The sequence below is a fragment of the Pseudomonas sp. DTU12.1 genome (genome assembly GCF_009873475.1).
GTDB classification, from domain to species: Bacteria; Pseudomonadota; Gammaproteobacteria; order Pseudomonadales; family Pseudomonadaceae; genus Aquipseudomonas; species Aquipseudomonas proteolytica.
Map to the genome: position 1 here is coordinate 1745861 of NZ_CP045254.1, position 19404 is coordinate 1765264.

Genomic DNA, 19404 nt, shown 5'->3' on the forward strand with positions numbered 1-19404 from the left:
GTATGACGGTCCAAGCCAAGCTGGCGGTGAGCCTGCTGTTGTTGGGGTTGAGCGCGTCGGCGTGGTCGGCGAAAAAGGTCGACCTCGACTATCACGTCAAACTCTTGCCCCAGAGCGATCAGGCCGAAGTCCGTTTAAGCCTGTCCCAGGGCTCGGCGGTGCGCAGCCTGGACTTCGACTTGGGGCGCGACGGTGACTACAGCGATTTCAAGGCCGACGGCCAGTGGCAGGTCAGGCCTGACGCGGGGGCCAGTCGTGGCCTATGGCAGCCGGGCGCCGACAAGGCCAGCCTGACCTACCGCGTGCGCTTGAGCCATGCGCGCAAGGTCGGTATCTACGAGTCACGCATGACCCCCAGTTGGGCGCTGTTTCGCGGCGAGGACCTGGTGCCAGCGGCCCGTCTGGACCAGCAGGATGGCGTGGAACTGGTGTCGCGGCTGACCTTCGAACTGCCGGCGGGGTGGAAAAGCGTCGAGACGCCCTGGCCGCGGATCGGCAAGCACAAATTCCGTATCGACAATGTGTCCCGTCTGTTCGACCGGCCCACTGGCTGGATGCTCGCCGGCAGCCTGGGCAGCCGCCGTGTGCGCCTGGGCGAAACCGAAATCACCGTGGCCTCGCCCAAGGGCCAGGCCATGCGGCGTATGGATGTGCTGACGTTGCTGACGTTCGTCTGGCCTCAGGTGCAAGCGGCGTTTCCCAGGCACCCGGCCAAGCTGCTGGTAGTGGGCGCCAGCGACCCAATGCGCCGTGGCGCGTTTGCCGCACGCGATTCGGTATACCTCAATAGCCGCACGCCGCTGGTCAGCGAGAACGGCAGCAGCCCGCTGATTCGCGAAGTGGTGCAAGCCATCGGACGGTTCAACGACCACCAGGGCAGTGACTGGATCAGTGAGGGGCTTTCGGAGTACTACGCCATCGAGCTGCTGCGGCGCGCGGGTGGTATCAGCGATGAGCGTTATGTGGCGATCCAGGCGCGCCTGAGCAAGGATGGCAAGGGCGTGACGACCTTGCGTGGCGAGCACGTCAGCGGTGCCACGGTGGCGCGGGCGGTGGTGGTTTTGCAAGAACTGGATCGCGAAATTCGCCTGAAAACCCACAACAAGCGCTCACTGGATGACCTGACCCAAGCGCTGATGCGCCTGGACAGTATCAGCACCAAGGAGTTTGTGCAGTTGGCTGAAAGCGTGATCGGCGAATCGTCCGTGGTGCTCGACAGCAAGCTGCTGCACTGACCGGGCCCGTGTAGGAGCAGGCTTGCCAGCGATGCAAGCGGCTCGGTCCATCAGGTGTACCGAGGTGACGCTATCGCTGGGCAGCTCCTACATTTTGATTGGTGTCAGCCGGTGGTTTTTTCGGCAGCCACTTCAGCCCGGGTCTTGAGGTTCTTCAATTCCTCGCCGGCCCGCTCGATCTTGGTCCGCACACTATTGATATCCTGACGGCTTTTTTCCAGCAGCGACTTGGCCGAGCTATGGCCGCTGATCCCGCGCGCCAATGCCACGCCGCCAATCGCCACCTGGATCAGGCCGAAAAAACCGCCCCGGCGAATGCCCTTGCCCATCATCACCACGCCACCGGCCAGGGAGCCAATGCGCTCCCAGCCCTGGACGTTCTGGGTCGGCTGGGTCTGGAACGGCGTCGATTCAATCACAGGTTTGAGGGTTCTGCTGTCGCTCATGGTCTGTCTCCAACAAAGGGCCATTGATATGCAACTGACTGTCGGCAGTTCAAGGATGTTCCCAAAAACTCAGTACTTGGGTCCCGAACGGGTGTTATTGCCCTTGGCCAAGCGGTCGTAGAGCACCACATTGACGGTGGCTGCCAGGTTCATGCAACCGGTGGTCGGGATGTAGATCACGTCTTCGCACCAGTCGCGGATCTCTTTGTCGAGGGAGCCGTCTTCAGGGCCGAAGATATACAGCGCCCGATCAGGATGGGTGTATTCCGGCAGCGGCCGAGCGCCCTCTACCAGTTCCACGGCGACCGGGATGCAGCCCAGGGGCAGGATTTTCTTCAGATCGTCGATGCCGATCAGCGGGATATCGTGGTGGACCTTCTTGGTGTCGGTAATAAAGTCCCGGGCCCGCTCATAACGTTTACCGGTGTAGAACACCGAAGCCACCCCATAGCAGCCGGCGGCACGCATGACCGAGCCAACGTTTTCGGGGGATTTGGGGTTGTACAGACCGATGCAGCTGTAGCGTTTATTGCCCACGGGAGAGGGTGCCTTCGAGAAAAACCGCGATTATACGGGGATTGCTCGAACAGCGGTCGGTATAGAAATGGCGGGTCTGGGGGATTGTCATCGCGGGCAAGCCCGGCTCCCACATTTGAAATGCATTCACCTGTGGGAGCCGGGCTTGCCCGCGATAGCGTCGTTGCGTTCAGCGCCGAGCGTCAGTCGTCCTTTTTCATCAACCCCGCCAACGCCGCAAACGGGTTGTGCGTAGCCTTGGCGATGGTCGGGCTGCTGGTGGAGCCTTCGCCGAAATACTGTTGGTCGGTATAGCGCGAGTGTTCGTTGTCGTGGCAGTACAGGCACAGCAACTCCCAGTTGGAACCGTCCTGGGGATTGTCGTCATGGTTGTGGTTGCGGTGGTGCACGGTCAGTTCGCTGAGGCGCTTGCCAGCGAATTCACGGGCGCAGCGGCCACACACGTGGGGGTACATTTTCAGGGCTTTGTCGCGGTAGCCCATTTCCCGGTCGCGCTGGGCATCGGCGAGGATGCGGTCCAGCTTGGCGGTGTGGGAGGGCGGGTTGGTCGAGCTCATCATGGCTCCTGTTCATTTATTGGATAGATCACGGATGACGTTGATTCTAGCTGCTCGCCTGGCAATTTGCCTCAGCCCTTGAGCTTCTCGGCAATCCAGATGGTATGCCGGGTGCCCTTGTTGCCATGGGCGAAGACTTGCACTTCCTCGGCCTTGAAGCCGGCCTTGCGCAGTTTGTCGCTGAACTGCTTGTCGGCGCTGGCCGACCACACGGCCAGCACGCCCTTGGGGCGCAGGGCCTTGGCGCAGGCGCTGAGGCCACCGGCGGAGTACAGCCAGCTGTTGGCTTTTTGCGTCAGGCCTTCGGGGCCGTTGTCGACGTCGAGCATGATCGCATCAAAGCCCAGGGGCTCGGCCTGCAGGACCTTGGCCACGTCTTCCAGGCGGATCACGGTGCGCGGATCCTGCAACGGGTTGCCGGATTTTTCTCCAAGAGGGCCGCGATTCCATTCCACTACGCCCGGCACCAATTCTGCCACGACCACTTGCGCCGTCTTGCCCAGGTGCTTGAGCGCCGAGGCCAGGGTGAACCCCATGCCCAGGCCGCCAATCAATACCCGCGAGCCGGGGCGCCCGGCAACTTTGCGACAGGGGATTTCTGCCAGGGCGTCTTCGGAACCGTGCATGCGCGTGTTCATCAATTGCCCGCCGTCACCACCCTGGATCTTGATCACAAAATCCTCGCCGTACTCGAAGAGGCACAGGGCGCCGCCGTTGTCGGGGATGGGAGTGGTGTCGAGCAGCACGAAACGTTTCATGGAAATCTCATTGGGAAGGGCATTCTTGCGCGGTTGGGAGTAGCCTTGGGACTGGTTAACAGTCAGGCCATGGAGCCATCGATGAAGTGCAGCATTCTAGCGGTCATTGTAGGGAGTGTGCTCACATTGGGTGCCGCACATGCCCAGCAGTTGCAACCCGTGCCGAACACACCGGCGACCACCACGGGTGCACCGGGTACTGCAACGCCGACCCCCTATCCGCAAGTCACCCCGCCGATGGCACCCAAGCCACAAGGGGCCGGGGCGCCGTTGTTGCCGCCGATTGAAATGCCCAAGCCGCCCAAGGACCAGACCTTGCCCGGCCTGCAGCAAAGCGACAGCAAGCCGAAGGCGCCGGCAGCGGGTTCTTAAACCAACCCCAGGGCCTTGAACACAAAGGCGTATTCCAGGGCTACGTCACGCAGCCCCTGGTAGCGCCCGCTCATGCCGCCATGGCCGGCGCCCAGTTCGGTCTTGAGCAGCAGCAGGTTGTCGTCGGTCTTGGTGGCGCGCAACTTGGCCACCCATTTGGCGGCTTCCCAGTACTGCACACGGCTGTCGTTATAGCCGGCGATCACCAGCATCGCCGGGTACGCCTGGGCGCTGACGTTTTCGTACGGCGCATAGGCCTTGATCCGCTCGTACACCTCGGGTTCCTGTGGGTTGCCCCACTCGTCATATTCAGTGACGGTCAGTGGCAGGTCCGGGTCGAGCATGGTGTTGAGCACATCGACAAAGGGCACTTCGGCAATCGCTGCCTGGAACAGTGCCGGGCGCTGGTTGAGCACGGCACCGATCAACAGCCCGCCGGCGCTGCCGCCGCTGATGGCCAATTGTTTGGAAGTGGTCAGGCCTTGGGCGATCAAGTGTTCGGCACAGGCAATAAAGTCGCTGAAGGTGTTTTGCTTGTGCTCCTGCTTGCCGGCGCGGTACCAGGCTTCGCCCAGTTCGCCGCCGCCGCGCACGTGGGCAATGGCAAACGCCACGCCCCGGTCCAGCAGGCTCAGGCGTGCATGGGAGAACCACGGGTCGAGGCTGGAACCGTAGGCACCGTAGCCATACAGGTACAGCGGCGTTGGCTGGCCCACCTGGTCGCGCTTGACCACCAGGCTGATCGGCACCTGGGTGCCATCGGCAGACGTCGCCCACAGGCGCTGGCTGACGTAGTCGTCAGCGTTGAACTCACCCAGCACCGGGGTTTCCTTGAGCACCTGCTGTGCGCCGCTGGCCAGTTCCAACTGGCGAACCTGCGCCGGGCGGTTCAGCGCTTCGTAACGCAGGCGGATCTTGTCGCTGTCGAACTCCAGGCTGTTTTGCACATACAGGCTGTAGGCCGCGTCTGGAAGCTCCACGCGATAGCTCGGCAAACCTTGTGGGTGCACGTCGATCACCGGCAGGCCGCCAATGCGCAGGCTCAGGGTCATGGCGCGGGCATTGAGCGTCACGCCATCGAGCATCACCGCGTCATCGTGGGCAATCAGGTTGTGCCACTGCTCTTCGCTGGGCACGCTGCCGTTGTCCGGCGCCTGGAACAGCGCAAAGTTGATGCCGTCGCGGTTGCTGCGGATAAACCAGGTCCACTGGTCGTCCAGCTTGCCGTGGTCGACATCGTATTCATGGCCTTCAACCCGTGGCGCCAGGCAGGCAAATGCCTGTTGCGGCTGCTCGGCGTCCAGGGCCCAGATTTCACTGGTGGTCTTGCTGCCCAGGGCCAGGAGCAGTTGGCGCTCGGAACTGGAGCGGTAGCAATGCAGGAAGAAGCGGCCGTCGGGCTCGTGGAACACCTGTTCGGCAGCGGTACCGTCCAGGCGATAGCGATACAGTTTGTGTGGGCGATGGGTGTCGTCCAGTTCGCCGAAGAACAGCGTCAGGCTGTCGTTGGCCCAGGTCATGCTGCCGTCGCAATTTTCGAACGTCAGTTCGCTGACCTTGCCTGAAGACAATTCCTTCACGTACAGGGTGTAGATCTCTTCGCCATTGGTGTCCAGGCTGTAGGCCAGGCGCTTATGGTCCGGGCTGATGCTGAAGGCACCGAGGGAGAAAAACCCGCCATTGGCCAGTACATTCGGGTCCAGCAGCAATTCTTCGGCGCTCTCATCGATCTGCTGGCTGTCGTCGGCCGGGCGCGGGCAGCGGTAGTGACGTGGGTATTCGTCACCGGCGGTGGTGCGCGTGTAGTACAGGTAGGGCCCCCAGGGCGAGGGCAGTGACAGATCGGTCTCGAGGATGCGCCCCTTGATCTCTTGAAACAGCGTTTCGCGCAGCTCTTTTTGATCATCGAGCTGTGCCTCTTGCCAGGCATTCTCGGCCTTGAGGTAGTCGAGCACCTCGCTGCTGTCGCGTTCCTGCAACCAGGCATACGGGTCCTGGCCTGGGGCGCTGCGGGCAATCGGGGCGGCAGTGATGTGGGTCGATGGAGGCATGGATCACTCTCTGTCTGGCAGTGGGCCGACGGCATTGCAGCCGTGGCACGGAAAAGCCGTTATCATACGGGCCTGTTTGCCTACCTTGCCATGGACACCATGACCGAGAACGACTATCTGACCGCTTGGGGCCTCTACGCCTTCGCCGCTTTGGGCTGCCTGCTGGTGTGGTTTCGCCTGACCCGCTGGATCTGGCGCTGGCTGCGCGAACCGCTGCGGTTGCTGATGGCGGTGCTGTTGTTGAGCCCGACCATTGTCGACCCGGTCAAGGAGCAGTTTGCCCCGGCCGTGGCCATCACCGCCCTGGATCTACTGCTCAAGGTGGGCAATAACGCCTGGCGAGCGGTTTCCGATTTGCTCATGTACGCGATGATTGCCTTTGGCCTGTACCTGGTCTTTGTGCTGATCCGCTGGCCCATCGAGCGTGCCGCCAAGGCCCGGCGTGAGCAGAAGGCCGCCGCTGCGGCAGCGGTCGCGGCCGAGCCAGAAGACGACGAACCCTATGGCCGTCCGCCGGCCCCTGTCAGTGGCATGCGGGTCGAGCCGCGTCTTTAACGTTGTAAGCCCTGCATCGAGAGTCCTGGCATGTGTGAATTATTGGGCATGAGTGCCAACGTACCGACCGATATCGTGTTCAGCTTCACCGGGCTGATGCAGCGCGGTGGGCGTACCGGGCCGCACCGCGATGGCTGGGGCATTGCCTTCTACGAGGGCCGTGGCCTGCGGCTGTTCCAGGACCCGGCGGCCAGCAGCGAGTCTGAGGTGGCGCTGCTGGTGCAGCGTTATCCGATCAAGAGCGAAGTGGTGATTGGCCATATCCGCCAGGCCAACGTCGGCAAGGTCAGCCTGTCCAACACCCATCCGTTCGTGCGCGAATTGTGGGGGCGCAACTGGTGTTTTGCGCATAACGGCCAGTTGGCCGACTTCACGCCCCAGGCCACGTTCTACCGGCCGGTAGGCGATACCGACAGCGAAGCGGCGTTCTGTGACCTGCTCAACCGTATTCGTGAGGCGTTTCCCGAGCCGGTGGATATCGAGCAAGTGTTGCCGGACCTGATCGCCGCCTGCGCCGAATACCGCAGTAAAGGCGTGTTCAACTGCCTGCTCAGTGATGGTGACTGGCTGTTCTGCTACTGCTCGACCAAACTGGCGCAGATCACCCGTCGCGCACCCTTTGGCCCTGCGCGCCTGAAAGATGTCGACGTGATCGTCGATTTTCAGGCCGAAACCACGCCAAACGATGTAGTAACGGTGATTGCTACCGAACCCTTGACCGAAAACGAGACCTGGACCCGCTACGAACCGGGCCAGTGGAGCCTGTGGCGGCGCGGTGAATGCGTGCGCCAGGGTACAACCGCATAAGGACGTCGATTATGTTGCTCAGCTATCTGCGCCTGGTGTTGTTTGCCATCGGCTTGTTGGTCGGGGTGCAAGTCCCGGGGTTTATCAACGACTACGCCAAGCGCGTCGAAGCCCATTTGATCGAAGCCCAGACCGGCCTGCGCGGGTTTGAAAGCACTGCGCAGCAGTTCTTCAATGGCGATTTGCAGGCATTGGTGGCGCATTACCGCGCCAGTGAGGATCCGGTGTTCCGCAGCGATGCCAACAGCCTTGGCACCTTGCTCGATCGCCAGGTGGCGTTGGACAAGCAGTTCCAGGCCATGCAGGGGCCGTGGTACATCCGCGCCTTGCAAGTGGCGGTGGCCGCCGACCCGGATATCCGCAAGGAGACCTGGAATGGCTACAGCTACCAGATCCTCCTGACCCCCGAAGCCATGGGCTGGGGCCTGGGCGGGGCGATGCTGTTGTCGTTCGGCCTGGAATGCCTGTTCCGCCTGATCGACTGGGTGGTACTGGGTGGCAAGCGTCTGCGCCAGAGCCGACCGATTGAAGAGCGGGACCTCAAGGGTTTGTAAATCCAAATGTGGAACGGGGTTTGTAGACCCTGGCTTGCTCCCCTGTGGCGAGCGGGCTCGCCCCGCGCTGGGCTGCGAAGCAGCCCCAATAAGCACGGCGCGGTCCTTCAGATAAACCGCGATGACCGGGTTTAGGGCTGCTTCGCAGCCCAGCGCGGGCGATGCGGCGTTCCGACAAGCCCGCTCGCCACAGCGGCCCTAGCTGCTTGGATTTACGCGTTGCGGCAAAAAAGCTGCGGTTTACAGGCAAGCCAGCCCCGCCCTTTCAATCGGGTTTCTTCAGTGAGGGTGGGTGACTGAGCACCATGCGTTCTTCACCCACTTCCTCGGCATACCGCGCCACGACGCTCTGGCACAACGCAACAATCTCCTCCACCAACTCCACGCCCACCCGCCACGACACCACCACCTGCAGGTTTGGTAAGCGCTGCGTCATGGGCAGCATGACCAGTTCGCCCCGCGCCAACTCTTCGCTGACCAGCACCGGCGGCAACGCACCGATACCGAAGCCGTCGCGCAGCAAGCGGGTGATGGCCGACACCGAATTCACACAGTTCATACGCGGCGCCGCCACGCCATGGGCCTGCATCAGGCTCAACACGTCCTGGTGCGGGTGGGAGTTTTTCGAATAGGTGATGATCCGCTCTTGGGCCAACTCGGCCAGGGAGGCGTAGTCACGGTTGTAGATGCTATGGCTGGCGACGATCCAGCCCATGGGGTGGCTGGCCAGTTCCAGGCTGCGCACCGATTCCTGGCGTAGCAGGTCGGTTTGCAGGATCAGATCGAGAAAGCCTTTTTGCAGCTGATCGCTGAGGTTGAGCGCGGTATCGGCGACCAGTTCGATTTCCACCAGGGGGAAGCGGTCCATCAGTTCGGTCACCAGCGGGCTGAGCCAGGTATGGATCACCGTGTCCATCGCGCCGATGCGGATGCGTCCGACCTTGCTGCTGGTGGTTTCCAGTGACTGCTTGAGCCCCTGCATGGTGACCATCATCTGCTCGGCATAATCGAGCACCTTAATCCCATCCGGGGTCAGGCTCACCCCTCGTGAGTCACGCAGGAACAGTTTCACCCCCAGCTCGCTTTCCAGTACCGCAATGCGGCTGGAGATCGAGGCCTGGGTGGTGAACAGCTTCTCTGCCGTCAGCCGGAAGCTCTTGAGCCGGGCTACCCAGACGAAGGTTTCGAGGAACTTCAAATTCATGGGATCAACTTTTTCTTATGCATGGATCGGTTTTTATTAGTTGGACGCAGCAGGGGCTGCGCGCCAAAAATCGGGCTGTCTCACGATAAGCGTCGTCGGGGCTCAGGACAACATCGTTGCGGGATCTTGGTAAAAGATCCCACACTACAAAAAAATAAAGCCTACAGGAGTCTTCACCGTGAGCCGCCTGCTACTGAATTGCGACATCGGCGAAAGCTTTGGCGCCTGGACCATGGGTCTGGATGCCGAGGTCATGCCATTCATTGATTGCGCCAATATTGCCTGCGGCTTCCACGCCGGCGACCCGAGCATCATGCGCAAGACCGTCGCCCTGGCATTGCAGCATTGCGTGCAGATCGGTGCGCACCCGGCCTATCAGGACCTGGCAGGCTTTGGCCGCCGCTCCATGGCGTATGGGGCCGAGGAACTCCAGGACCTGCTGCATTACCAGATCGGTGCCCTCGACGGTATCTGCCGGGCCCAGGGTGGCCGGGTCAGCTACGTCAAGCCCCATGGCGCGATGTACAACGACATGATGGCCAAGCCTGCGCAACTGCGCGCGGTGATCCAGGCCGTGGCGGCGTACGACGCGAGGCTGCCGTTGATGCTCATGGCTACCCGCGACAACAGCGCCGCCCAGGCCCTGGGTGATGAGTATGGCGTGACCCTGTGGTTCGAAGCCTTTGCCGACCGCGCCTATGACAACGCCGGGCACCTGGTCTCGCGCCAGTTGCCCGGAGCCGTGCATCATGATGCGCAGGTCATCCTCCAGCAGGCCCTGACCATTGCCCGTGGCGAAACCCTGGTCGCCAGCGATGGCAGCCCCTTGCTGTTGCAGGCCGACACTCTTTGCGTGCATGGCGATAACGCCAGCTCGGTGGCAGCGGTGCAGCGCATTCGCCAGGCGTTGACGCCACCATGAAGCCACGGATTGAAGTAGTGGCCATCGACTGCCTGATGGTGCGCCTGTTTGATGCAATAGCCGAAGACAACATGCCCTGGATGCTCGCCGCCACGCGCCGCCTGCGCGAGGGCTTTGGCTCGGCGTTGGTGGACCTGGTGCCTTCCTACACGACGCTGATGGTGCATTACGACCTGCTGGCGCTGAGTCCGGCACAGGCACGGGAGCTGATCGATCAGGCGCTTACCGACCTGCAGCCACAGGCCCAGGGCAGCGGGCACTGTCACGTGTTGCCGGTGTGGTACGACCTGAGCGTCGGCCCTGAACTGACCTTGCTCGCCCAGCGCAGCGGGCTTGCGGTCGACGAGGTGATTCGGCGCCACAGCCAGCATCACTATCAGGTTTTCGCCCTGGGTTTTGCCCCAGGTTTTGCCTTTATGGGCCTGGTCGAAGAACAGCTCGCCGCGCCACGCCTGAACACCCCGCGCAAACGCGTGGCGCCGGGCAGCGTCGGCATCGCCGAGCGGCAGACCGCAGCCTACCCAGTGGAGTCCCCAGGGGGCTGGAACCTGATCGGCCGCACCCCGGCCAAACTGTTCGACCGCGAGCGCGATGGCTACAGCCTCATGCAGCCAGGCGACAGTGTGCGTTTCGAAGCCATCGGCCGCGCTGAATTTATCAACCTGGGTGGCGATGACACGCCCTTGGAGGCCCAGGCATGAGCCGCTTGTTGATCGAGGCCAGCACCGCGCTGTGCCTGTTGCAGGACGCCGGGCGTTTTGGTGTGCGGCATCTGGGCGTGACCCAGGGTGGCGCGCTGGATTGGGTGTCGATGTCCTGGGCCAATTGGCTGCTGGGTAATCCACTGGATGCGCCGGTGGTGGAGATCACCTTGGGCGGTTTTACCGTCCAGGCCCAAGGCTATTGCGTGCTGGCACTGGCCGGTGCTGACCTGGGGGCGTACATCGACGAGCGTGCCGTCAGCCCAGGGCGTAGTTTCATTCTGCAAAAAGGCCAGCGTTTGCGCTTCACCCAACCACACCGTGGCGCACGGGCTTACCTGGCGGCGCCGGGAGGTTTTGATGCGCCCAAGGTGCTGGGCAGTTGTGCCAGTGTTGGCCGCGAGGCCTTGGGCGGTTTGGACGGGTTTGGCCGGGCCCTGGCTGAAGGCGCTACGCTTGCCTATTGCGGCACGAGCAGCAATTTGCGTGAGTTGCCTGTGGAGCAATTACACCCAGCGGCGCCTCTGGACGTGATTCTCGGTGCGCAGATCGGCCAGTTCAGCGGCCAGAGCCTGTTCGATGCGTTTAACACCGAATGGGCCCTGGACAGCCGCGCCGACCGCATGGGCATGCGCCTGCTGGGCACGCCGCTGGCGTATCAGGGCGCGTCGCTGATCTCCGAAGGCATCCCCTTGGGCGCGATCCAGGTACCGCCGGATGGGCAGCCGATTGTGTTGCTCAATGACCGGCAGACCATTGGCGGCTACCCGCGATTGGGTGCGTTGACGCCGTTGTCATTGGCGCGCCTGGCCCAGTGCCTGCCGGGGGAGAAGGTGCGGTTGGCACCGGTGATGCAGGAGACGGCGCACCGTGAGCATCTGAGCTATTTGCAGCGATTTATGAACCGCTAAAGGCATCGCAGGCAAGCCAGCTCCCACATTTAAACTGTTTTCACACAGTAAAGTATGTGAATGCATTCCATGTGGGAGCTGGCTTGCCTGCGATAGCGTCAGTGAATTCACCACCTATTTAGAGAGAAAGCGCATCCCTTCTTCCAATCCCCGCAAGGTCAGCGGATACATCTGGTCCTCAATCAAATCCCGCACGATATTGGTCGACGAGGTATAGCCCCAGGTATCTTTCGGGTACGGGTTAATCCAGATCAGCTTCTTGTACTTCTCCATGAACCGCTGCATCCACACATACCCCGGCTCCTCGTTCCAGTGCTCCACGCTGCCACCGGCCTGGGTGATTTCGTAAGGCGCCATGGCCGCATCGCCGATAAAGATCACCTTGTAGTCAGCGCCGTACTTGTGCAGCAGGTCCTGGGTCGAGGTGCGCTCGGAGGTGCGGCGCATGTTGTTCTTCCACACTGATTCATAAATGAAGTTGTGGAAGTAGAAGTACTCCAGGTGCTTGAACTCGGTCTTGCAGGCCGAAAACAGCTCCTCGCAGATCTTCACGTGGGCATCCATCGAGCCGCCGATGTCGAACAGCAACAGCAATTTGACCGTGTTGCGCCGTTCCGGGCGCATCTGGATATTTAGCAGGCCAGCGTCGCGGGCGGTGTGGTCGATGGTGCCGTCGATATCCAGCTCTTCGGCCGCACCCTGGCGTGCAAATTTGCGCAGGCGGCGCAGCGCCACCTTGATATTGCGCGTGCCCAGCTCCACCGAATCATCGAGGTTCTTGTACTCGCGTTGATCCCAGACCTTGACCGCCTTGCCCTGGCGCTTGCCGGCATCGCCCACGCGAATACCCTCGGGGTTGAAGCCGCCGGAACCGAACGGGCTGGTGCCGCCGGTGCCGATCCATTTGTTGCCGCCGGCGTGGCGTTCCTTTTGTTCTTCCAGGCGTTTCTTGAACTCTTCGATCAGCTTGTCCAGGCCGCCCAAAGATTGGATCTGCGCGCGCTCTTCATCGCTCAGCGAACGCTCGAACTCCTTGCGCAGCCAATCTTCGGGAATCAGCGCCTGCAAGTGATCGTCGAGTTTTTCCAGGCCGTTGAAGTAGGCGCCGAAGGCACGGTCGAACTTGTCGAAATGGCGCTCGTCTTTCACCAGGATCGCCCGGGACAAGTAGTAGAACTCGTCCATGTCGGCGAAGGTCACCCGTTGTTTCAGGGCGTTGATCAAGTCCAACAGCTCACGCACCGAGACCGGCACCTTGGCTGCACGCATTTCATTGAACAGGTTGAGCAGCATGGCAAAAGCCCTTATCGAGTGCCGCGACGGCTCATGAACGCCAGGCGCTCAAGCAGTTGCACATCCTGCTCGTTTTTCACCAGGGCGCCGGCCAGTGGCGGGATGGCCTTGGTCGGATCACGCTCGCGCAACACCGCTTCGCCGATGTTGTCGGCCATCAGCAGCTTGAGCCAGTCCACCAGTTCGGAGGTGGAAGGTTTTTTCTTCAGGCCCGGCACCTTGCGCACGTCGAAGAACACGTCCAGCGCTTCGCTGACCAGGTCTTTCTTGATGTCCGGGTAGTGCACGTCGACGATTTTCTGCAGGGTGGTGCGGTCGGGGAAGGCGATGTAGTGGAAGAAGCAGCGACGCAGGAACGCGTCCGGCAGCTCTTTCTCGTTGTTGGAGGTAATGATGATGATCGGGCGCTTCTTGGCCTTGATGGTCTCGTCGATTTCGTAGACGTAGAACTCCATCTTGTCGAGTTCTTGCAACAGGTCGTTGGGGAACTCGATGTCGGCCTTGTCGATCTCGTCGATCAGCAGGATCACCCGCTCTTCGGACTCGAAAGCCTCCCACAGCTTGCCTTTCTTGAGGTAGTTGCGCACGTCATGGACCTTGTCCACGCCCAGCTGCGAGTCGCGCAGGCGGCTGACCGCATCGTATTCATACAGGCCCTGGTGCGCCTTGGTGGTGGACTTGATGTGCCAGGTAATCAAGCGTGCGCCGAATGATTCGGCCAGTTGTTCGGCGAGCATGGTCTTACCGGTGCCCGGCTCGCCCTTGACCAGCAGCGGGCGCTCCAATGTGATGGCAGCGTTGACCGCCAGTTTCAGGTCATCGGTGGCAACGTAGGCCTGGGTGCCTTCGAACTTCATTTCTCAATCCTCGAACATGACGCCGGTAGTCAGCATGCCTGCGACTATAGCGCGCAGCCCCGGTGACTGTGAACGCAGACGGGTTATTCAGTCTCTGAATGACCAGTCACGCCACGGTCAATCCGCGCTGGGCTTGGGTTGTTCGTAGCGGGCATTGAAGGCCTGGACGAAACCATTGCGCAAAATCTGCAAAAACGCCTGGAATGCGCTGATATCTTGCTGGTGCACGCTGCCACTGAGCTCGACTCGGGTGGCGAACTGGTTTTTGCTCTGGTTCTTCAGGACGGTTTCGCTGGCGCCGACCACGGCTTCCCAGATCGAGCGGAAAATCCCCTTGTCCTTGTTCTCCACATCCTGCTGCCAGTCGAAGACTTCCACGTCCCGCAACAGTGGCTTGATATAACCGGTCAGTTGGGCTTTTTCGGCCTGGGCCTCGATGACCACGTCGCCGGTGCCGGCTTTGAAGTCGAACTTGCCATAGGCCGAGGCGAAGTCGTTCATGCGCTTGAGCTGGATATCACGGGCGCGGAAGCGGAACTCGAAGTCTTCAAAGTTGCTCAGCGGGTCGAAAGTCGCGCTGGCTTCCAGTGGTGCATGCCCCAGCAACATGGCCTTGCCGTCAAAGCGCGCATCGCGCTTGCCTTCGACGTCCACCACATTGGTCAGGTTATAGAGGCTGGCGTTGACCTGGGTGGCGCCGATGTTGACCGGCGGCTTTGAATTGAAGTTGTGAAAGGCGATCTTGCCGTCGTCGATGCGCACTTCGTTGAGGGTGATGGGCAGCAACTTGCCCAGTTGTGCCCGCCAGTCGGTGCCGCGACCGGTCTGGGACGCCTGTTTGTTGGGGCCGCCGTCGACGAAGTTGAGTTCTGGCTCGACGAATTGCACTTCGGCTACAACCGCATGGTCGTACCATAAGGAATGCCAGCTGACCGACAGATCGATCACCGGGGCCTTGACGAACGGTACGGGCACCTTGCCATCGACCTTGACGATCTGCAGGCCGTTGATCCGGTACGCGCCGCGCCATAGCGCCAGGTCGACATCAGTCACTTGGCCACGGTAGTCGCCCATGTCGGCGAGTTTTTCGTTGAGGTAGTTGCGCACCAGGTAGGGCAGGGCGATATCCAGTGCCACCAGCACGACCACCAGCCCGGCGACCGTCCATATCGGCCAACTGTAGCGACGCTTCATAGGTTTTTCCTCCCTGTGTATAGGCGGTTGACTACGCAGGCAGCGCCAACGTTCCTCGACTGGACGCCTTGGAGTACGAGGCATACCCTTGTTGCCTTCTTGAAACCGCCTAAAGGACCCCGCCATGAGCCGCATTTTTGCAGACAACGCGCACTCCATCGGTAACACGCCCCTGGTTCAGATCAACCGCATCGCGCCCCGTGGCGTGACCATCCTGGCCAAGATCGAAGGGCGTAACCCTGGGTATTCGGTGAAGTGCCGGATCGGCGCGAACATGATCTGGGACGCGGAAAGCAGCGGCAAACTCAAGCCTGGCATGACCATCGTCGAGCCGACGTCAGGTAACACCGGGATTGGCCTGGCCTTTGTCGCCGCTGCCCGTGGCTACAAGTTGCTGCTGACCATGCCTGCCTCCATGAGCATCGAGCGGCGCAAGGTGCTCAAGGCCCTGGGCGCTGAACTGGTGCTGACCGAGCCGGCCAAGGGCATGAAGGGCGCGATCGAGAAAGCCGGCGAAATCCTTGCCAGCGACCCGGCGACCTACTTCATGCCGGCCCAGTTCGACAACCCGGCCAACCCGGCCATCCATGAAAAAACCACCGGCCCGGAAATCTGGAACGACACCGATGGCGCCGTGGATGTGCTGGTAGCGGGTGTCGGCACGGGTGGGACCATCACCGGTGTGTCGCGTTACATCAAGAATACAGCGGGCAAACCGATCCTCTCGGTGGCCGTGGAGCCCATCAGCTCGCCGGTGATTACCCAGGCGTTGGCCGGTGAGGAAATCAAGCCCAGCCCCCACAAGATCCAGGGTATTGGCGCGGGGTTTGTGCCGAAGAACCTCGACCTGTCGATGGTCGACCGGGTGGAGTTGGTCAGTGACGATGAGTCCAAGGCCATGGCGCTGCGGTTGATGCAGGAAGAAGGCATCCTGTGCGGGATTTCCTGTGGTGCGGCGATGGCCGTCGCGGTACGCCTGGCGGAGAAACCAGAAATGCAGGGCAAGACCATTGTGGTAATCCTGCCGGACTCCGGCGAGCGTTACCTGTCGAGCATGCTGTTCAGTGATCTGTTCACCGACCAGGAAAACCAGGCCTGACCCTGTAGGAGCGAGCTTGCCCGCGAAGACCCTGAGGGCGCCGCGTCTAACCAGAAGGCACGCGTACCGTTTTCATTCTTTGCCCGAATGCCCCTTGCAGACACGCTTGCTCTTACAGAAATCGGGTTGATCCAAATCAGCCCGGTTTGATGCCCTTTATGCATAATTGTTTGCTCGCCGCGCACCCCTTAAAACGTATTGTTGGATAACGCGGGTTTTTCCTCCGGCCTGGAGTGTTTATCATGGCCGGCTGCTATGTCGGGTTTCCCGCTGCCGGGAGGCTATTTCCAGGAGTTGCTGCATGACCTTTTCTTTGGCCGCCAAGCTGTCGGTGCTGCTGTTGTTTATCGGCAGTACGCTTTACGTGCATTTGCGCGGCAAGGCGCGTTTGCCGGTGCTGCGCCAGTTCGTCAACCATTCGGCACTGTTCGCCCCGTACAACGCCTTGATGTACATCTTTTCGGGTGTGCCGTCCAAGCCGTACCTGGACCGCACCAAGTTCCCGGAACTGGATGTGCTCAAGGACAACTGGGAAGTGATCCGCGACGAGGCCATGCACCTGTTTGACGAAGGCTATATCCGCGCCGCCGAGAAGAACAACGATGCCGGTTTTGGCTCGTTCTTCAAGAAGGGTTGGAAGCGCTTCTACCTCAAGTGGTACGACAAACCACTGCCGTCGGCCGAGTTGCTGTGCCCAAAAACCGTGGCCCTGGTCAGCAGCATCCCCAACGTCAAGGGCGCCATGTTTGCCCTGTTGCCGGGCGGCAGCCACCTCAATCCCCATCGCGACCCGTTTGCCGGGTCCCTGCGCTATCACTTGGGGTTGTCGACGCCCAACTCCGACGACTGCCGTATTTTCGTCGATGGCCAGGTCTACGCCTGGCGCGATGGTGAAGATGTGATGTTCGACGAAACCTACGTGCACTGGGTGAAGAACGAAACCGAGAAGACCCGGGTGATTCTGTTCTGCGATATCGAACGCCCCCTGAGCAACCGATTGATGACCCGTATCAACCGCTGGGTCAGTGCCCAATTGGGCCGCGCGACTGCGCCACAGAACCTGGACGACGAGCGCGTGGGCGGGATCAACCAGGCCTATGCCTGGAGCAAGAGCTTCAGCGATCGCTTCAGTGGTGTGGTCAAGCAGTGGAAGCGCAAGCACCCCAAAGCCTATCGCGTCATGCGGCCGGTATTGGCGGCGGTGGTTGTGGGGGCGTTGGTGTATTGGTTGTTTGGCTGATGGGTTCAAAAAAACCGCTCGTATGAGCGGTTTTTTTATGACTTTTATTTTTCCGTGTGACCCGCCAAAAGGCTTGGTTCTTCAACGTTGCCGGCCATAGCCGCGCTGAGAAAACGGCGCTGATTGGCGGTCAGCACAGTGCTTTTAGGTTCCTGGCCGGCCTTGGACGACGCTTTTCGGGCGACGGGTTTTTTAATAAGTTCTCCCATGCAGCCTCCACGATTGATCATTAATTGAACATGTTTGCGATGCTATTCGTTCTCTACCGCTATCACAAGCCTGCCCCGTGAATCGAAGTCAAAGCCCAGGTTTTGATAGAGGGGAATAGCCCCGGGTGCGGGCTCCTGAATTTCTATCCATTGGCTGCCAATGATTCTCGCGTAATGGTCGATGGCAATCATCGTCAGTGATGCTATGCGGCTTTTCAAAGGGTGGGATTTTCCAGGTCTTCCCTCCAGGCGGATGACCTTGATCCGCAATCGGCTTTGATTGGGATTGGCAAAGCACAGCCCACAGAGCACCTCGTCGTACCAGAGGGACAAATCGAACGCCATCGGTTCACGGCCTTTCCATGTCGCAACCTCGTCCCATGAGAAGTGAGAGTCTTCTGCCCAGTCCTGATAGGCAGCCAATGCATGGCTGTCGATCAATTCAAAACGGACATGGGTCAAGTCGATCTCTGCGCCTTGGGCGTCGGTGTGTTTCAGGTTTTTGTACCACTGTTGAGTCGATGCATTCGCAAGGCGTAAAGCTTTGGATCGGTAGAGCTGGTATCGCAAGGAGTCGCGTGTTTTTGGCATTGGCGGTCATGAGTCGAAAGCCTCCTGAAGAGGAGTGAGTTGGTTTTTCCCAAGGCTAGAGGTGGTTTTTCAACTTGTCCTTACTGGCCTTTTGGCAAAGCCATTGCAAAGCGTGTCACCGGCTGGTTATAGTCGGCGCCAGGTGTTTCACAGCACCTTTAATCCCTTCAAAAAAGATCAGCCCATGCCTGCTTCCCCACGCATAGCGGTAGTCGATTCAGCGGTCAACGCTGCGGTCGTGCCGTGTGGGAGCCAGCAGCCTGCGCAGATCAGTCATTACCCTCCACCTGTCAGTAGCACGCCGGTGTACGCAGTCGTATCACCGCCGGGCGTTGGCATTTCGGGCTGATCAGCAGATCACTGTTGCCCGTTGCCTGCCTGTACCGAACCTACTGAATTTCAGCCTTGGCTGAGTTGGCTTTTTGCCTGACTACAGGTGTTCATCATGTCTGTTCTTTCGAAACAATCCGTGGCCGCGGCGGCCTCGACGAGCCTGTTTGTCCTGCTGTGGAGCAGCGGGGCGATTTTCTCCAAGCTGGGCCTGGCCCATGCATCACCCTTTGCCTTCCTGTTGATCCGCTTTGCCATTGCCCTGGCGGGCCTGGTGGTGCTGGTACCGATCCTCAAGCTCAGGTTGCCGCGCCCGGGCAAACCGCTGTGGTATGCGGTGGCCACCGGGCTGGTGCTGCTGGGGGCCTATCAGATTTTCTATCTGCTGGCCCTGGACCTGAAGATCACCCCTGGTGTGATGGCAACCATCATGGGCGTGCAACCGATCCTCACCGTGGTGTTGATGGAGCGCCAGCGTTCATGGCGTCGGATATTCGGCCTGGCGCTGGGGTTGGTGGGGCTGATCATGGTGGTGTACCAGGGCATCGGTCTGGCCGGCATGTCCCTGGCCGGCATGCTGTTTGGCTTGCTGGCGCTGGCGAGCATGACCCTGGGCTCGATCATGCAGAAGCGCATTACCGAGAACCCATTGGGCACCTTGCCAGTGCAGTACCTGGCGGGCCTGTTGTTGTGCGCAGTGTTCGTGCCGTTCCAGCCTTTTCATTTCGAGCACAGCAGCCGCTTTTACCTGCCGGTGTTGTGGATGGGGCTGGTGGTGTCACTGTTGGCGACGCTGCTGCTGTACCGCCTGATCGCCCGGGGCAACCTGGTGAATGTCACCAGCCTGTTCTACCTGGTGCCAGCGGTGACTGCGGTGATGGACTACCTGATCTTTGGCAATCGGCTGGCGCTGCTGAGTGTGCTGGGGATGGGCTTGATCATCGTCGGCTTGGTGTTCGTTTTCCGTAAAGCCTGATACCC

At 60.7% G+C, this 19404-nt stretch carries 22 protein-coding genes; 11 read left to right on the plus strand and 11 right to left on the minus strand.

The features are described 5' to 3' along the window. Nucleotides 1-2 precede the first annotated feature (2 nt). Nucleotides 3-1235: a hypothetical protein gene (locus GDV60_RS07745; RefSeq protein ID WP_159906777.1), complete on the plus strand. Its 1233-nt coding sequence runs from the start codon at nt 3-5 to the stop codon at nt 1233-1235. A 104-nt stretch (nt 1236-1339) separates the two neighbouring features. Here GDV60_RS07745 and GDV60_RS07750 read toward each other — a convergent pair whose 3' ends face one another. From GDV60_RS07750 to GDV60_RS07765, 4 genes are all read right to left on the minus strand, one after another. Continuing rightward, complete coding sequence (locus GDV60_RS07750) at nt 1340-1681, minus strand: DUF2892 domain-containing protein (protein ID WP_029292335.1); 342 nt, start codon at nt 1679-1681, stop codon at nt 1340-1342. A 69-nt stretch (nt 1682-1750) separates the two neighbouring features. After that, nucleotides 1751-2218 carry an RNA methyltransferase gene (locus GDV60_RS07755; RefSeq protein WP_003210674.1) on the minus strand — a complete coding sequence of 156 codons (468 nt, stop codon included), beginning with the start codon at nt 2216-2218 and terminating at the stop codon, nt 1751-1753. 182 nt (nt 2219-2400) lie between these two features. Further along, nucleotides 2401-2775, minus strand: coding sequence for a YajD family HNH nuclease (locus GDV60_RS07760; protein WP_003210675.1), 375 nt, complete (start codon nt 2773-2775; stop codon nt 2401-2403). Nucleotides 2776-2846: 71 nt separating this feature from the next. Next, nucleotides 2847-3533, minus strand: coding sequence for a spermidine synthase (locus GDV60_RS07765; protein WP_159906779.1), 687 nt, complete (start codon nt 3531-3533; stop codon nt 2847-2849). A gap of 81 nt (nt 3534-3614) precedes the next feature. Between GDV60_RS07765 and GDV60_RS07770 the strand changes: the two genes are divergently transcribed. Continuing rightward, nucleotides 3615-3905, plus strand: a complete 291-nt coding sequence (locus tag GDV60_RS07770) for a hypothetical protein (RefSeq protein WP_029292337.1) — start codon at nt 3615-3617, stop codon at nt 3903-3905. Here GDV60_RS07770 and GDV60_RS07775 read toward each other — a convergent pair. Continuing rightward, the gene (locus GDV60_RS07775; RefSeq protein WP_092234364.1) at nt 3902-5956 is read right to left on the minus strand and encodes a S9 family peptidase; all 2055 of its coding nucleotides are present in this window, start codon (nt 5954-5956) and stop codon (nt 3902-3904) included. The two genes, GDV60_RS07770 and GDV60_RS07775, sit on opposite strands and share 4 nt — an antisense overlap. Before the next feature lie 90 nt (nt 5957-6046). Between GDV60_RS07775 and GDV60_RS07780 the strand changes: the two genes are divergently transcribed. From GDV60_RS07780 to GDV60_RS07790, 3 genes are read left to right on the plus strand one after another with little or no spacing between them, the layout of a single operon-like run. After that, nucleotides 6047-6511, plus strand: coding sequence for a hypothetical protein (locus GDV60_RS07780; RefSeq protein WP_029292339.1), 465 nt, complete (start codon nt 6047-6049; stop codon nt 6509-6511). Nucleotides 6512-6541: 30 nt separating this feature from the next. After that, complete coding sequence (locus GDV60_RS07785) at nt 6542-7318, plus strand: class II glutamine amidotransferase (RefSeq protein WP_029292340.1); 777 nt, start codon at nt 6542-6544, stop codon at nt 7316-7318. An 11-nt stretch (nt 7319-7329) separates the two neighbouring features. Then, nucleotides 7330-7872, plus strand: a complete 543-nt coding sequence (locus GDV60_RS07790; protein WP_029292341.1) for a DUF2937 family protein — start codon at nt 7330-7332, stop codon at nt 7870-7872. A 265-nt stretch (nt 7873-8137) separates the two neighbouring features. Here the strand turns inward: GDV60_RS07790 and GDV60_RS07795 are convergent, their stop codons facing one another. Further along, the gene (locus GDV60_RS07795; protein WP_159906781.1) at nt 8138-9076 is read right to left on the minus strand and encodes a LysR family transcriptional regulator; all 939 of its coding nucleotides are present in this window, start codon (nt 9074-9076) and stop codon (nt 8138-8140) included. A 178-nt stretch (nt 9077-9254) separates the two neighbouring features. On the opposite strand from GDV60_RS07795, the gene GDV60_RS07800 reads away from it, so the two are divergent. The 3 genes from GDV60_RS07800 to GDV60_RS07810 are packed head-to-tail and all read left to right on the plus strand — an operon-like array spanning nt 9255 to nt 11610. Beyond that, nucleotides 9255-9998, plus strand: a complete 744-nt coding sequence (locus GDV60_RS07800; RefSeq protein ID WP_159906783.1) for a 5-oxoprolinase subunit PxpA — start codon at nt 9255-9257, stop codon at nt 9996-9998. Continuing rightward, on the plus strand, nt 9995-10699 hold the full coding sequence (pxpB, locus tag GDV60_RS07805; RefSeq protein WP_029292344.1) for a 5-oxoprolinase subunit PxpB: 705 nt from the start codon (nt 9995-9997) through the stop codon (nt 10697-10699). Before GDV60_RS07800 ends, pxpB begins: the two co-directional genes overlap by 4 nt. Beyond that, nucleotides 10696-11610 carry a biotin-dependent carboxyltransferase family protein gene (locus GDV60_RS07810; RefSeq protein WP_070995108.1) on the plus strand — a complete coding sequence of 305 codons (915 nt, stop codon included), beginning with the start codon at nt 10696-10698 and terminating at the stop codon, nt 11608-11610. Before pxpB ends, GDV60_RS07810 begins: the two co-directional genes overlap by 4 nt. Before the next feature lie 114 nt (nt 11611-11724). Here the strand turns inward: GDV60_RS07810 and GDV60_RS07815 are convergent, their stop codons facing one another. From GDV60_RS07815 to GDV60_RS07825, 3 genes are all read right to left on the minus strand, one after another. Continuing rightward, a complete protein-coding gene (locus GDV60_RS07815) occupies nt 11725-12903 on the minus strand; it encodes a VWA domain-containing protein (protein ID WP_029292346.1) in 1179 nt (392 codons plus the stop codon). Between the two features lie 11 nt (nt 12904-12914). Further along, on the minus strand, nt 12915-13760 hold the full coding sequence (locus GDV60_RS07820) for a MoxR family ATPase (protein WP_029292347.1): 846 nt from the start codon (nt 13758-13760) through the stop codon (nt 12915-12917). A gap of 117 nt (nt 13761-13877) precedes the next feature. Further along, nucleotides 13878-14954, minus strand: coding sequence for a DUF748 domain-containing protein (locus GDV60_RS07825; RefSeq protein WP_159906785.1), 1077 nt, complete (start codon nt 14952-14954; stop codon nt 13878-13880). Between the two features lie 124 nt (nt 14955-15078). Here GDV60_RS07825 and cysK point away from each other — a divergent pair, with 124 nt between their 5' ends. After that, on the plus strand, nt 15079-16053 hold the full coding sequence (cysK, locus tag GDV60_RS07830; protein ID WP_159906787.1) for a cysteine synthase A: 975 nt from the start codon (nt 15079-15081) through the stop codon (nt 16051-16053). 301 nt (nt 16054-16354) lie between these two features. Further along, nucleotides 16355-17293 (plus strand): aspartyl/asparaginyl beta-hydroxylase domain-containing protein, encoded by a 939-nt coding sequence (locus GDV60_RS07835; protein WP_092234378.1) that lies wholly within the window; start codon nt 16355-16357, stop codon nt 17291-17293. A gap of 44 nt (nt 17294-17337) precedes the next feature. On the opposite strand, the gene GDV60_RS07840 is transcribed toward GDV60_RS07835, so the two are convergent. Beyond that, the gene (locus GDV60_RS07840; RefSeq protein WP_159439625.1) at nt 17338-17502 is read right to left on the minus strand and encodes a hypothetical protein; all 165 of its coding nucleotides are present in this window, start codon (nt 17500-17502) and stop codon (nt 17338-17340) included. Nucleotides 17503-17544: 42 nt separating this feature from the next. Further along, complete coding sequence (locus tag GDV60_RS07845) at nt 17545-18093, minus strand: hypothetical protein (protein ID WP_070995111.1); 549 nt, start codon at nt 18091-18093, stop codon at nt 17545-17547. A gap of 445 nt (nt 18094-18538) precedes the next feature. Between GDV60_RS07845 and GDV60_RS07850 the strand changes: the two genes are divergently transcribed. Beyond that, nucleotides 18539-19399: a DMT family transporter gene (locus GDV60_RS07850; RefSeq protein WP_029292352.1), complete on the plus strand. Its 861-nt coding sequence runs from the start codon at nt 18539-18541 to the stop codon at nt 19397-19399. Nucleotides 19400-19404 lie beyond the last annotated feature (5 nt).

Excerpts from the sequence above, each read along its gene's own strand:
- GDV60_RS07790 (WP_029292341.1), top strand. The coding sequence starts at position 7,330 with ATGTTGCTCAGCTATCTGCGCCTGGTGTTGTTTGCCATCGGCTTGTTG.
- GDV60_RS07810 (WP_070995108.1), top strand. The coding sequence starts at position 10,696 with ATGAGCCGCTTGTTGATCGAGGCCAGCACCGCGCTGTGCCTGTTGCAG.
- GDV60_RS07775 (WP_092234364.1), bottom strand. The coding sequence starts at position 5,956 with ATGCCTCCATCGACCCACATCACTGCCGCCCCGATTGCCCGCAGCGCC.
- GDV60_RS07770 (WP_029292337.1), top strand. The coding sequence starts at position 3,615 with ATGAAGTGCAGCATTCTAGCGGTCATTGTAGGGAGTGTGCTCACATTG.
- GDV60_RS07765 (WP_159906779.1), bottom strand. The coding sequence starts at position 3,533 with ATGAAACGTTTCGTGCTGCTCGACACCACTCCCATCCCCGACAACGGC.
- cysK (WP_159906787.1), top strand. The coding sequence starts at position 15,079 with ATGAGCCGCATTTTTGCAGACAACGCGCACTCCATCGGTAACACGCCC.
- GDV60_RS07780 (WP_029292339.1), top strand. The coding sequence starts at position 6,047 with ATGGACACCATGACCGAGAACGACTATCTGACCGCTTGGGGCCTCTAC.
- GDV60_RS07760 (WP_003210675.1), bottom strand. The coding sequence starts at position 2,775 with ATGAGCTCGACCAACCCGCCCTCCCACACCGCCAAGCTGGACCGCATC.
- GDV60_RS07745 (WP_159906777.1), top strand. The coding sequence starts at position 3 with ATGACGGTCCAAGCCAAGCTGGCGGTGAGCCTGCTGTTGTTGGGGTTG.
- GDV60_RS07845 (WP_070995111.1), bottom strand. The coding sequence starts at position 18,093 with ATGCCAAAAACACGCGACTCCTTGCGATACCAGCTCTACCGATCCAAA.
- GDV60_RS07785 (WP_029292340.1), top strand. The coding sequence starts at position 6,542 with ATGTGTGAATTATTGGGCATGAGTGCCAACGTACCGACCGATATCGTG.
- GDV60_RS07815 (WP_029292346.1), bottom strand. The coding sequence starts at position 12,903 with ATGCTGCTCAACCTGTTCAATGAAATGCGTGCAGCCAAGGTGCCGGTC.
- GDV60_RS07820 (WP_029292347.1), bottom strand. The coding sequence starts at position 13,760 with ATGAAGTTCGAAGGCACCCAGGCCTACGTTGCCACCGATGACCTGAAA.
- GDV60_RS07750 (WP_029292335.1), bottom strand. The coding sequence starts at position 1,681 with ATGAGCGACAGCAGAACCCTCAAACCTGTGATTGAATCGACGCCGTTC.
- GDV60_RS07835 (WP_092234378.1), top strand. The coding sequence starts at position 16,355 with ATGACCTTTTCTTTGGCCGCCAAGCTGTCGGTGCTGCTGTTGTTTATC.
- pxpB (WP_029292344.1), top strand. The coding sequence starts at position 9,995 with ATGAAGCCACGGATTGAAGTAGTGGCCATCGACTGCCTGATGGTGCGC.
- GDV60_RS07850 (WP_029292352.1), top strand. The coding sequence starts at position 18,539 with ATGTCTGTTCTTTCGAAACAATCCGTGGCCGCGGCGGCCTCGACGAGC.
- GDV60_RS07840 (WP_159439625.1), bottom strand. The coding sequence starts at position 17,502 with ATGGGAGAACTTATTAAAAAACCCGTCGCCCGAAAAGCGTCGTCCAAG.
- GDV60_RS07795 (WP_159906781.1), bottom strand. The coding sequence starts at position 9,076 with ATGAATTTGAAGTTCCTCGAAACCTTCGTCTGGGTAGCCCGGCTCAAG.
- GDV60_RS07825 (WP_159906785.1), bottom strand. The coding sequence starts at position 14,954 with ATGAAGCGTCGCTACAGTTGGCCGATATGGACGGTCGCCGGGCTGGTG.